Annotated in this window: 11 protein-coding genes; 9 read left to right on the forward strand and 2 right to left on the reverse strand. The window is 54.5% G+C overall.

Annotated features, from left to right (window positions below):
* Positions 1–62: 62 nt before the first annotated feature.
* Positions 63–773, reverse strand: coding sequence for a TerC family protein (locus LK04_RS03190; RefSeq protein ID WP_039333225.1), 711 nt, complete (start codon positions 771–773; stop codon positions 63–65).
* 241 nt (positions 774–1,014) lie between these two features.
* A complete protein-coding gene (gene mutH, locus LK04_RS03195; protein WP_039333227.1) occupies positions 1,015–1,701 on the reverse strand; it encodes a DNA mismatch repair endonuclease MutH in 687 nt (228 codons plus the stop codon).
* 683 nt (positions 1,702–2,384) lie between these two features.
* Here mutH and rppH point away from each other — a divergent pair.
* The 9 genes from rppH (at position 2,385) to recC (ending at position 12,292) form a co-directional block, all read left to right on the forward strand.
* Positions 2,385–2,918: an RNA pyrophosphohydrolase gene (gene rppH / locus LK04_RS03200; protein ID WP_039333229.1), complete on the forward strand. Its 534-nt coding sequence runs from the start codon at positions 2,385–2,387 to the stop codon at positions 2,916–2,918.
* Between the two features lie 12 nt (positions 2,919–2,930).
* A complete protein-coding gene (gene ptsP / locus LK04_RS03205) occupies positions 2,931–5,177 on the forward strand; it encodes a phosphoenolpyruvate--protein phosphotransferase (protein WP_039333231.1) in 2,247 nt (748 codons plus the stop codon).
* A 116-nt stretch (positions 5,178–5,293) separates the two neighbouring features.
* On the forward strand, positions 5,294–6,175 hold the full coding sequence (gene lgt, locus LK04_RS03210; protein ID WP_039333234.1) for a prolipoprotein diacylglyceryl transferase: 882 nt from the start codon (positions 5,294–5,296) through the stop codon (positions 6,173–6,175).
* Positions 6,172–6,966: a thymidylate synthase gene (gene thyA, locus LK04_RS03215; protein WP_039333236.1), complete on the forward strand. Its 795-nt coding sequence runs from the start codon at positions 6,172–6,174 to the stop codon at positions 6,964–6,966. The genes lgt and thyA overlap by 4 nt, the downstream gene beginning before the upstream one ends.
* Positions 6,967–7,142: 176 nt before the next feature.
* Positions 7,143–7,613 carry a prepilin-type N-terminal cleavage/methylation domain-containing protein gene (locus LK04_RS03220; protein ID WP_039333238.1) on the forward strand — a complete coding sequence of 157 codons (471 nt, stop codon included), beginning with the start codon at positions 7,143–7,145 and terminating at the stop codon, positions 7,611–7,613.
* The gene (locus tag LK04_RS03225; RefSeq protein WP_197063343.1) at positions 7,610–8,137 is read left to right on the forward strand and encodes a prepilin peptidase-dependent protein; all 528 of its coding nucleotides are present in this window, start codon (positions 7,610–7,612) and stop codon (positions 8,135–8,137) included. The genes LK04_RS03220 and LK04_RS03225 overlap by 4 nt, the downstream gene beginning before the upstream one ends.
* Positions 8,134–8,541, forward strand: coding sequence for a DUF2509 family protein (locus tag LK04_RS20835; protein WP_039333242.1), 408 nt, complete (start codon positions 8,134–8,136; stop codon positions 8,539–8,541). The genes LK04_RS03225 and LK04_RS20835 overlap by 4 nt, the downstream gene beginning before the upstream one ends.
* A 16-nt stretch (positions 8,542–8,557) precedes the next feature.
* Entirely contained in the window at positions 8,558–8,830 is a 273-nt protein-coding gene (locus LK04_RS20840) for a prepilin-type N-terminal cleavage/methylation domain-containing protein (RefSeq protein ID WP_231568875.1), read from the forward strand.
* A gap of 81 nt (positions 8,831–8,911) precedes the next feature.
* Positions 8,912–12,292, forward strand: a complete 3,381-nt coding sequence (gene recC, locus LK04_RS03240; RefSeq protein ID WP_039333245.1) for an exodeoxyribonuclease V subunit gamma — start codon at positions 8,912–8,914, stop codon at positions 12,290–12,292.
* Positions 12,293–12,295: the final 3 nt, after the last annotated feature.

The raw sequence follows: 12,295 nt of genomic DNA on the forward strand, positions 1-12,295 counted from the left end.
TGGCTGACGTAATCGCATCATTCCTAAAATTAAAGGGCGAGATGCGCTCGCCCTTGACAGCGTTAAGCCGCGCTCTTCTTGCTGCGCATGAGGTTCAGGCACTCCACCGCCATCGAGAAGAACATGGCAAAATAAATGTAACCTTTTGGTACATGAATACCAAAACTCTCCAAAATCAGGGTAAAGCCGACCAGGATCAGGAAGGCTAATGCCAGCATTTTCACCGAAGGGTGACGTTCAACAAACTCGCCGATAGTGCGCGCCGCGAACATCATCATTAATACGGCAATCACCACTGCCGCCATCATAATGAACAAATGATCCGATAAGCCCACGGCGGTAATCACCGAATCAAGGCTGAAGATGATATCCAGTAGCATGATCTGCACAATGGCACCCAGGAACGAGTGGACGTTGGTTTTGTGTTCCCCTTCACCGCCCTCGATGGTCTCATGAATCTCCATGCTGGATTTCCACAGCAGGAACAGACCACCAAACAGCAGAATCAAATCGCGCGCGGAAAAAGCATGATCCATCAGGGAAAACAGCGGGTTAGTCAGACGTACAACCCAAGCGATGGAGGCCAGCAAGCCAAGGCGCATCAGCATGGCACCCATTAAGCCGAGACGACGCGCTTTGTTTTGTTGATGTTTGGGGAGTTTCGCCACTACCAGAGAGAGGAAGATAATGTTGTCGATACCCAGAACCACTTCCAGAATGGTTAATGTTCCCAGTGCCAGCCAGGCATTGGGATCAGCAATCCAGTCAAACATGTGACCTTTAATCCTAATCTAAACGAATGTTAAACGGCGATTATACACGTCCTGGTAGAGCCTGCACCTGCGTTGGCTGCTCGCGGTCTCCTCAGTCACTTACTGATGTAAGTTTCTGGGGATGCTCGCGCTTGCCGCGTGATTCGGCCTCACCCTGCGGGCCAGCGCAAGCGCTGTTCAAAAGCGCCGTAAGGCACTTTTGTGCTGCAAACTGAACCCATCGTGTCTCTGTTTCAGAAAATCACAGTAAAAAATGGCGCGCCAGCAGCGGGCCGGTGAAGCTTTTCTTGAGATAAAAACCGCGTGGTAGCGTCATTATAGGCTCTCCGTGCTCACCGATGGCTTCCGTCAGCGCTTTGCTGTTGGCCGCTTTCGGGCGAATTTGCAGCCAGGCGCCGTGGCGCGCGGTAATACGCTCGACCTGGCCGAGTACGATCATATCCATCAACTCTTCCCAGTCTTCCCGCAACTGTTGATCTTCTTCTTCACTCGGTTGCCACAGCAGCGCTGAACCGACGCGGCGTTCTGCTAACGGCAGGGCGCGATCACCCTCAATCGGGATCCACAGGACGCGAGAAAGTTTATGGCGCACATGACTGGTCTCCCAGGTGACCCCGCTGTTGCCGGTGAGGGGGGCGACACAGACAAAGGTCGTTTCCAACGGCTTGCCCTGCGCGTCCACAGGAATGGTCTTGAGTTCGATACCCAAATGCGCGAAATCCTGTTCTGCTTTACTTCCGGCATTGGCACCGAGATGTAACTCAATCAGCATGCCGACCCAGCCTTTGTCGCGCTTCAAATTCGCGGGCACGGGTAAACCCAGCTGTGCGGCCAGAGCCGCAAAGGTTTGGCCTGCCAGCTGTTGTGCGCGTTGCAGCAATTCCACTTCATCTTGAGGCGGTGTTGGCAATAAAGCAGGGGAATTCATGGCAAAACTCATATTGGTTAAAGGATGAACAGCTTGCGTGACTGTGGGTTTTCCACATATATACAGATTGAATAACTGAGATAATAGCATGATTCAGTGTGCTTTTTTATGGCGATTGTCCCGCAGCATTGAGTGCTATGACAAGGTTATCCCAGTTTGTTATCGACAATGAACAGGATCTTAAACCTACTTATCCACAGAAAACTGGGATAAGCCCCCTTAGAACAACCCCTGTTTCGATTTACAGCCTTGACTTTAGCGTTTTGAACGCTTTTTTTCCTTTATTTGACCAGCTTTAGGGCATTCTCTGTGGATAAATGCGTCGCTGGTGGATCTTTGAGCAGATGATAAAACCTCCCTGTTATTTACTCTGGATCCTTATCAATGTTGAGTCGCGATTTTTTCCTATCAATATGATTAATAGTGTTTTTAGTGCTATCAATGGCTGTCTTGATGAGATTTTTCTGAAGTGGTTATTCAACTCATTCCCGTGTTCTGCACAAAGCTATCCACAGAAAAGGTGCATAAGATCGCCCTGAAAAGTGCCTGGCTGTTCATAACTTGGCTAAACTCTGTGAGTTATCCTGTTTTTATTCTGCTATCTCCCCGGATATCCAGTGGTTTACCGCCTGTAAGGAGTGTGAAACAATCAGGCTATTCAAATTTAGCTTTGAGGTAGTCCAGTGATCGATGATGATGGCTACCGCCCGAATGTTGGTATCGTAATCTGTAACAGGCAAGGACAAGTGTTATGGGCCAGGCGCTTTGGACAGCACTCCTGGCAATTTCCTCAGGGAGGCATCAATCCGGGTGAAACTGCTGAACAGGCGATGTATCGCGAACTGTTCGAAGAAGTGGGTTTACACCGCAAAGATGTTCGAATACTTGCTTCAACCCGTAACTGGTTACGTTACAAGTTGCCAAAACGTTTGGTGCGTTGGGACACAAAGCCGGTATGTATCGGCCAGAAACAAAAGTGGTTTCTTCTGCAGTTGATGTGTAGTGACGCGGAGATCAATGTGCAGCACAGCAGCACGCCGGAATTCGACGGCTGGCGCTGGGTCAGCTTCTGGTATCCGGTGCGCCAGGTGGTCTCTTTCAAACGCGATGTTTATCGTCGGGTCATGAAAGAATTTGCGGGCGTAGTGATGTCTATGCAGGAGAGTGCGGGGCAGCGTAGTAACAACAACGCCGCCCATCGACGTAAAAGAGGATAGGCCACGCCCTTTATGCTCACTCAGTTGCGCGAAATTGTAGAAAAAGTGGCGAGTGCTCCGCGTCTGAATGAAGCACTCGACATCTTGGTAAATGAAATCTGCCTTGCGATGGAAACCGAGGTTTGCTCGGTGTATCTCGCCGATCACGACAGGCGTTGCTATTACCTGATGGCGACGCGCGGGCTTAAAAAGCCGCGCGGTCGCACCATCACGCTGGCGTTTGATGAAGGTATTGTCGGGCTGGTTGGGCGCTTAGCCGAGCCGATTAACCTTGCCGACGCGCAGAGCCATCCCAGCTTCAAATACATTCCCTCAGTAAAAGAAGAGCGTTATCGCTCCTTCCTCGGTGTGCCGATCATCAGCCGACGCCAGTTGCTTGGCGTGCTGGTGGTGCAGCAGCGTGAACATCGCCAGTTTGATGAAAGCGAAGAGTCTTTCCTGGTTACGCTGGCGACGCAAATGGCCGGACTCCTGTCGCAATCCCAACTGGGTCAGCTGTTTGGTCAGTTCCGTCAGACGCGCGTCAAAGCGATTGCAGCAGCGCCAGGCGTGGCCGTGGCGCCGGGTTGGGTTGATGAAACCCAGCCGCTGCTCGATCAGGTCTCTGCGGCTTCCACGCTGGATGTCCAACGCGAACGTGAACGTTTAAGCGTCGCGATGAGCGAAGCCAGCAATGAGTTTCGCCGCTTCAGTAAGCGTTTTGCCGCCAGCGTGCAGAAAGAGAGTGCGGCGATATTCGATCTCTACTCACACCTGTTAACCGATGCGCGTCTGAAAAAGGATCTCTTTGCTGAGATCGATCGCGGATCGGTCGCCGAGTGGGCGGTTAAAACGGTGATCGAGAAATTCGCTGAACAGTTTGCCAATTTGCAGGATCAATACCTGCGCGAACGTGCGGGCGATCTACGCGTGCTCGGTCAGCGCTTGCTCTTCCATCTCGATGATACGCTGGTCGGCACTAACGCGTGGCCAGAACGCTTTGTGCTGGTCGCCGACGAACTCACCGCAACCACCCTGGCAGAGCTGCCACAAGAGCGTTTAGCGGGTGTGGTGGTGCGCGATGGCGCGGCTAACTCTCACGCGGCGATATTGACGCGCGCCATGGGAATTCCCACCGTGATGGGCGCGGATATCATCCCTGCGCATCTCAATAAACGCCTGTTAATCGTTGATGGCTATCGCGGCGAAGTGCTGATCGATCCTGAACCGGTGCTGGTACAGGAGTATCAACGCTTAATCAGCGAAGAGAACGCGCTGAGTAAGATGGCCGAAGGCGTGGTGGAACAGCCCGGCGAGCTGAAAAGCGGCGAACGTGTGCAGGTGATGCTCAACGCCGGCCTGAGCCCAGAGCATGAACAGGCGCTGGATAGCTGGGTGGATGGCATCGGCCTCTACCGCACCGAAATTCCGTTTATGCTGCAAAACGGCTTCCCTTCTGAAGAGGAGCAGGTGGCGCAGTATCAGGGCATGTTGCAGCTGTTCTACGACAAGCCGGTGACGCTGCGTACGCTGGATATCGGCGCAGATAAACAGCTGCCATATATGCCGATCAGTGAAGAAAACCCGTGTCTGGGCTGGCGGGGTATCCGTCTGACGCTCGACCAGCCGGAAATCTTCCTGGTGCAGGTGCGTGCGATGCTGCGCGCCAACGTGGCGTCAGGCAACCTCAGCATTTTGCTACCGATGATCAGCCACATCGATGAGATCGATGATGCGCGTCGCCTGATCGATCGTGCCGGTCGTGAAGTGGAAGAGATGCTGGGTTATGTGATCCCCAAACCGCGTATTGGTGTGATGATTGAAGTGCCTTCGATGCTGTTCCTGATTCCGCATCTAGCCGATCGCGTGGACTTTGTGTCAGTGGGGACCAACGATCTCACTCAATATTTGCTCGCGGTGGATCGCAACAATACCCGCGTGGCGAATCTCTACGATCCGCTGCATCCGGCGATGCTGCGCGCGTTGCAAACCATTGCTCACGAAGCCCATCAGGCCAAGCTGGAACTCTGCCTGTGTGGTGAAATGGCTGGCGATCCGATGTGTGTCGCTCTGTTGGTGGGGTTGGGTTATCACCACCTCAGCATGAACGGGAAAAACATACCGCGCGTGAAATACCTTCTGCGCCATCTCGACCACGAAGAAACGCAGAAGCTGAGCGAGCAGGGTGTGGCGGCGCACACCGCTTCAGAAGTGCGGCATCTGGTTTCCGCCTTTATGGAACGCCGTGGTTTAGGTGGTTTGATTCGCGGCGGCCGTTAACGGCGTTTACATTTCCACGCCATTTGTGAAAAGCGGCTGTGCTATCATGCGCAGCCTTTTATTGTATGACCCCTTAGCCAGACCCGTTTTCAGGGCAGAAAAATCGATGGTGAAAGATGACTAACGGCTACATTTCGTTTCCCCAATTCGATCCGGTAATTTTCTCTATCGGACCGATTTCGCTTCACTGGTACGGCTTGATGTATCTGGTGGGCTTTGTATTTGCTATGTGGCTGGCGGTGCGCCGGGCCAATAAACCTGGCAGCGGCTGGAAAAAAGAGGAAGTGGAAAATCTGCTGTATGCGGGCTTCCTCGGCGTGTTCCTCGGTGGCCGTATCGGCTACGTGCTGTTCTATAACTTGCCGTTGTTCCTCGACAATCCACTGTATCTGTTCAAAGTCTGGGATGGCGGCATGTCGTTCCATGGCGGTCTGATTGGGGTGATTGTGGTAATGCTGGTGTTTGCGCACCGCACCAAGCGTACTTTCTTCCAGGTGTCAGACTTTATTGCACCGCTGATTCCCTTTGGTTTGGGTGCCGGTCGTCTCGGTAACTTCATCAATGGTGAGCTGTGGGGCCGTGTCGACCCGAACTTTAAATTTGCCATGCTGTTTCCTGGTTCCCGCAGCGAAGACATTGCGCTGGCGGCCAACAACCCACAATATCAGCAACTGCTGAGCACCTACGGTGTGCTGCCGCGTCATCCTTCGCAGCTGTATGAGTTGTTCCTGGAAGGCATCATCCTGTTCATCATTCTCAACCTGTTTATTCGTAAACCGCGTCCGATGGGCAGCGTCTCCGGCCTGTTCCTGATTGGCTACGGCGCATTCCGTATTATTGTGGAGTTCTTCCGCCAGCCGGATGCGCAGTTGGGCCTGTTCGAAGGCGGCATCAGCATGGGGCAGATCCTCTCTATCCCAATGATTGTGGCCGGTGTGGTCATGATGATTTGGGCGTACCGTCGTCGTCCGCAGCAACAAACTCGTGAGGTAAAATGAAACAGTATCTGGACTTAATGCAACATGTGCTGAATGAGGGCGCAGAGAAAGCCGACCGTACCGGTACTGGCACGCTGTCCATTTTCGGCCACCAGATGCGTTTCAATTTGCAGGAAGGTTTTCCGCTGGTCACCACCAAGAAGGTGCACCTGCGTTCAATCATCCATGAACTGCTGTGGTTCCTCAAAGGCGAAACCAATATTGCTTACCTGAAAGATAACAAGGTGACGATTTGGGATGAGTGGGCCGATGAGAATGGCGATCTGGGGCCGGTTTACGGTAAGCAGTGGCGCAGTTGGGGCACTGCTTCTGGTGAAGAGATTGACCAGATCAGCAAAGTGATTGAGCAGTTAAAACGCGATCCTGATTCACGCCGCATTATTGTGTCGGCATGGAACGTGGGTGAGCTGGACCAAATGGCATTGGCACCTTGCCATGCGTTCTTCCAGTTCTACGTGGCGAACGGCAAGCTCTCTTGTCAGCTGTATCAGCGTTCGTGCGATATCTTCCTCGGCCTGCCGTTCAATATCGCCAGCTATGCGCTGCTGGTGCATATGGTGGCTCAGCAGTGCGATCTGGATGTGGGTGATTTTGTCTGGACCGGCGGCGACACGCACCTGTACAGCAACCATCTGGAGCAGGCGCAGCTGCAGCTAACGCGCGAACCACGCCCGTTACCGAAGTTGGTGATCAAGCGTAAACCTGCCTCTATCTTCGATTACAACTTCGAGGATTTCGAGATTGAAGGTTACGACCCGCATCCAGCGATCAAAGCGCCAGTGGCGGTCTAACGCTCCTGCATCAAGCTGAAACCCTGCCATCGTGCAGGGTTTTTTTATGCGTATTCTGCATCTGTCTCGCATAAATTTGTCTCTGCCTGCATCGTGCAAAACTCTCCTGCGCGATAAATTCCATCCTGCCGCTTCGATGCTTGTCGTCGCTCTGACTTAAGCACAGAGTGAGCGCCATGAACAAATACCCGAACGCCGGTTTTACCTTGCCTGAGCTGCTCATCGTTATGGTTATCGCCGGCATACTTAGCCTTGGTGCAATGCACAGCTGGCAGCGCTGGCAGCAGCATCAACAGTTACGTGACAGCGTGCAGCAGTTACAAGGGTTCCTGACCCGGCTGCGTGCGCACGCGAACTGGCATAACAGTGATTTCACGCTGTGGTTTATCCCTGGCGGCAACGGCTGCATCGGCGTCGGTACTCAACCCTCACAGGGTTGTGCGTTACCTTCGCGTTGGTGGTTCACCCCACCGCATAACGGGGTACGTATTACCGGACTGGTTGGAGAACCGGGCTTTTACGGACGCCGTGATGTGGCGCGGCCAGGCAGCATCAATATGGAAAGTGAAGCCGGACAGTGGCGGCTGATTATTTCCGCCCGCGCCCGCATTCGCGCCTGCCACATGGGAGACAAAGGGTGCGAATGAATCAGGAAGGCTTCAGTCTACTGGAGATGCTGATCGCCATGGCGGTAGGTGCCATTTTGATGGTCAGCGTTGGCCGATTTTTACCTCTGTTATTAGCGGAAAATCTGCAATTGCAGCAGCGTGTTCAGCTGCAACAGGAGCTACAGCAGGTCGCTCACACGCTGCAAAAAGCACTCCAGCGTGCGGGCTATTGTCGCGGCCAGTGCAGCGGGCCGGCACTCACCATCGCCAGCAACTGTATTTTATTGCGCTGGGACGAAAACAGTAATGGGCGCTGGGAAGGGGTCGGCAGCAGTGAAAGTGACTATTACGGCTACCGCCTGCGCAATGAGCAGATGGAAATGCAGCGCGGTGTGGAACACTGCAATGGCAGCGGTTGGGAGCGCATGACCGATCCTGCGTTTCTTGCCATCGACAAATTTCGGCTGGAGCGCCAAGGGACACGACTGATACTGCAACTGGCAGGGCGCGCGGGTAGTCAGCGTGTGCAACAGGAAAGCTGGATTGAAGGCTGGAATCTATGAATCAGCGCGGTAACAGCACATTGGGCATGGTGCTGATGCTGTTACTGCTGGGCGGAGTGACCTTGCACGCGACGCGCACCCAGCTCGAAAAGGACGTGGTTCTGGTGGCCGACGAGCAGCAGCATCATAAAGATTTCTGGCAAGCACAAGCTGCACTGGAATGGGGGCTGGCGAAGAGTTGGCCTCCGGTCTCGGGCTGGCAATGTCAGACATTGCCGTCACAGCGGTGGCAAAGCTGTTTACTCATTATGGAGGAGGGGAATGCACTGTTATCAGGACAAGAAGAAGGCCGTGAACTTCGGCTCTGGCAATGGGTCGCGCGGCAAAGTCACTCACTGCAGCCGCAGGCGCAAGGGAGAATCGACTACTGTCCGCTTCCAAAGGCAGAGCAATGCCAGCCGTAAGCAGCAGGGTTTTAGCCTGGCGGAAACCTTAGTGGCGATGCTGTTGCTGGCAATGACCATCAGCACCTTATTGCAATACCACCGCGCCCTGGCGCTGGGTTTCAGTCAGCAATGGCAACAGCGCCAGGCGTGGCGGGTTGCCGGCCAAGCCCTGCTGGGCCGTGACGTTGAAGGCTGGCAGATTCAGCACCAGCAGCAAACTATCGCGCTGGGCTGTGTGTTGGAAAGCGTCACCGTAGTGGGTCCACAACAACGAAGTGCCAGCCTGGCGCGGCTCAATTGTCGCTGAGGTGACCTCCGCGATAGGCATCCCCGGCGATACAGGGTAGAGTGACCAGGCTGCGCTGTTTTACCTCTCACTAGGAGACTTATGTTCCGGGTTTACCACTCCAATCAGCTCGATCTGTTGAAGAATCTGGCCGGTATTTTGATTGAAAATCAACCGCTGACGGATGTGCTCGCGGCTGAGCAGGTGCTGGTGCAAAGCCCCGGCATGGCGCAATGGTTACAGATGGAGCTGGCAAACAGCTTTGGTATTGCTGCGAACATCGATTTCCCACTGCCCGCCACGTTTATCTGGAACATGTTCGTCAAGGTGCTGCCCGGCATTCCTGAAGAGAGCGCCTTCACCAAAGCCAGCATGAGTTGGAAGCTGATGCACCGCCTACCGACGCTACTGGAGCAGGAGGCTTTTCAGCCGCTGCGCCACTATCTTAGTGATGATGATGACAAACGTAAGCTGTATCAGCTCAGCGCACGCGTCGCCGACCTGTTTGACCAGTATCTGGTTTATCGCTCTGACTGGCTTAACAGTTGGGAACGCGGTGAACTGATTGAAGATTTGAGTGATGCGCAGCAGTGGCAGGCGCCGCTGTGGCGCGACCTGGTCGAGTTCACGCAGCAGCTCGGCCAGCCGATGTGGCACCGTGCCAACCTCTACGCACGTTTTATCCAGGCGCTGGAGCAGGCAGAGACGCCGCCAGCAGGCTTACCGCAACGTGTCTTTATCTGTGGCATCTCCGCGTTGCCTCCGGTTTACCTTCAGGCGCTAGAAGCACTCGGACGTCATATTGATATCCATCTGCTGTTTACCAATCCCTGTCGGCACTACTGGGGCGATATCCAGGATTATGCATTTCTGGCGAAGCTACAAAGCCGCCAGCGTCGTCGGGTGCAGGCTGAAGAGCGACAACCGCTGTTCCGTGATCCAGAGGCGGCTCCTGCGCTGTTTAACGAGGCAGGCGAACAGCAACTCACGAACCCGCTGCTGGCATCGTGGGGAAAATTAGGCCGCGATAACCTGTTTTTGCTCAGCCAGATGGAGTCTGCTGCTAACGATATTGATGCCTTTGTGGAGATGCCGCACGACAACCTGCTACACAGCTTGCAGGCCGATCTGCTTAATCTTGATGACCGGTCAGTCATCGGAGTCAACGCCGATGAACTGGGAAATAGCAGCAAAAAACGTCTGCTCGATCCAGCGGATCGCTCTATTACCTTGCAGGTTTGCCATAGCCCGCAGCGCGAAGTCGAAGTCTTGCAGGATCACTTGCTGGCGCTGATGGAGGCCGATCCTGACCTGAAACCACGTGACATCATCGTAATGGTGGCGGATATCGACAGCTATGCGCCTTTTATTCAGGCGGCCTTCGCCAGCGCACCGACCGAACGCTATCTGCCCTTTGCCATCTCCGATCGCCGTGCCAGCCAGGCACACCCCGCGATTCTGGCATTGCTCAGCTTGTTGTCACTGCCGGAAAGTCGTTTTGCTTCTGAAGAAGTATTGGCACTGTTGGAAGTGCCCGCGCTGGCGCAGCGTTTCTCGGTGGATGAGAGCGGCCTGCGTTTGCTGCGTCGCTGGGTGATGGAATCCGGTATTCGCTGGGGACTGGATGATGCCAGCGTCGAAGCACTGGCTCTGCCGGTCACCGGGCAACATACCTGGCGCTTTGGCCTGCAACGTATGCTGTTGGGCTACGCGCTGGAGAGCCGTAACGGAGACTGGCAGGGGATACTGCCGTACGACGAATCCAGCGGTTTAATTGCAGAACTCGCCGGACATCTGGCTGAATTACTGTCGCTGCTCGACGCATGGCGTAAGCGCCTGGCGGAAGAGCGCACACTATCAGCGTGGCAGCCCCTGTGTCGTGAACTGATCGACAGCTTCTTTGCCGGCGATGCCGAGAGTGAGGCGGCGCTTTTGCTGGTAGAGACGCAGTGGAAGCAGATCATTGAGCAAGGCATGCAGGCGGCTTATCAGCAGCCGATTCCCGTGACGTTATTACGTGATGAACTGCACTCGCGGCTGGATCAACAACGCATCAGCCAGCGGTTCCTGGCAGGCCCCATAAATTTCTGTACCCTGATGCCGATGCGTTCAATCCCGTTCAAAGTGGTCTGCTTGTTGGGCATGAACGATGGCGTTTATCCCCGCACACTGGCCCCTTTGGGCTTTGATTTGATGCAACAGCGGGCGCGCAAAGGCGATCGTAGCCGTCGGGATGATGACCGTTACTTGTTCCTCGAAGCGCTGATTTCCGCTCAGCAACAGCTCTATATCAGTTATATCGGGCGCGCGATTCAGGACAACACCGAGCGCTATCCCTCGGTACTGGTTACCGAACTGGTGGATTATCTCGGGCAGAGTTTCTGTCTGCCGGGTGATGAATCCTGTGAACCGGATGTCAGCGAGCAGCGGGTGCGTGACCATTTACAAATACTGCACAGCCGTATGCCGTTTGCCGCGGAAAACTTCCAGCCAGGTGCGTATGGTCAAAGCTTTGCTGCTGAATGGCTGCCTGCCGCCATTGGTACTGGCGTGGCACAACCTGATTTCGTACAGCCGCTGGAGCCTATGACACTGGAGACGCTGTCTCTGGAACAACTGCTGCGCTTCTGGCGCCATCCGGTGCGCGCCTGGTTCCAGCAGCGTTTGGGCGTCGCATTTTGGATGGAAGAGAGTGAATTACCTGATAGCGAGCCGTTCGCGCCGGACAGTCTGGAGCGTTACCAAATCAATGCACAGCTACTGAATACGCTAGTTGATGGCGACGATCCCGCGCAGCTTTATGCGCGTCATCGTGCGGCCGGTAATCTCCCTTATGGCGCTTTTGGGGAACTTTTCTGGCAGAGCCAGACCGAAGAGATGCAGGAAGTGGCTGCTGAAGTCAGTGGACAGCGTCAAATGGCCGAAAGCTGGGAGATCAATCTAGCGCTTAATGATGTGCAGTTGACCGGCTGGCTGACACAGGTGCAAGCTGATGGACTGCTGCGCTGGCGACCGGGCGTGCTGAACATGAATGATGGGCTGCTACTGTGGCTGGAGCATCTGGTTTATTGCGCGCTGGGTGGGACTGGGGAAAGCCGCATGTATGGCCGTAAACAGAGTCACTGGCGTTTCAAAGCGGTCAGCGCCGATCAGGCCCAATCATTGCTAAGTGATTACATCAGCGCCTGGCAAATGGGCATGACGGAGCCACTGATGTTGCTCAATAAATCGGGTGGCGCCTGGTTGGATGCCAGCTTCGACGGTAAATCACGTCAGCTTCTGGATGATGAAGCTACCCAGAAAAAGGCACTTAACAAACTGCTGCAAGCCTGGCAAGGTGGCTTCCAGGTCGAGGGAGAGGGCAGCGATCCTTACCTGCAGCGTTTGTGCCGTGCGCTGGATGACGAAGCGGTACAGGCTATCGTCACTGCCGCACGTCAGTGGTATTTACCAGTGCGCCTCGCGCATCAAGATGATGAATAGCAA

It is taken from the genome of Pantoea vagans, assembly GCF_001506165.1.
GTDB lineage: Bacteria > Pseudomonadota > Gammaproteobacteria > Enterobacterales > Enterobacteriaceae > Pantoea > Pantoea vagans_C.

Coding starts and splice junctions, on each gene's coding strand:
- recC (WP_039333245.1), top strand. CDS start 8,912: ATGTTCCGGGTTTACCACTCCAATCAGCTCGATCTGTTGAAGAATCTG.
- LK04_RS03220 (WP_039333238.1), top strand. CDS start 7,143: ATGAACAAATACCCGAACGCCGGTTTTACCTTGCCTGAGCTGCTCATC.
- LK04_RS03190 (WP_039333225.1), bottom strand. CDS start 773: ATGTTTGACTGGATTGCTGATCCCAATGCCTGGCTGGCACTGGGAACA.
- LK04_RS20835 (WP_039333242.1), top strand. CDS start 8,134: ATGAATCAGCGCGGTAACAGCACATTGGGCATGGTGCTGATGCTGTTA.
- lgt (WP_039333234.1), top strand. CDS start 5,294: ATGACTAACGGCTACATTTCGTTTCCCCAATTCGATCCGGTAATTTTC.
- LK04_RS03225 (WP_197063343.1), top strand. CDS start 7,610: ATGAATCAGGAAGGCTTCAGTCTACTGGAGATGCTGATCGCCATGGCG.
- ptsP (WP_039333231.1), top strand. CDS start 2,931: ATGCTCACTCAGTTGCGCGAAATTGTAGAAAAAGTGGCGAGTGCTCCG.
- thyA (WP_039333236.1), top strand. CDS start 6,172: ATGAAACAGTATCTGGACTTAATGCAACATGTGCTGAATGAGGGCGCA.
- mutH (WP_039333227.1), bottom strand. CDS start 1,701: ATGAATTCCCCTGCTTTATTGCCAACACCGCCTCAAGATGAAGTGGAA.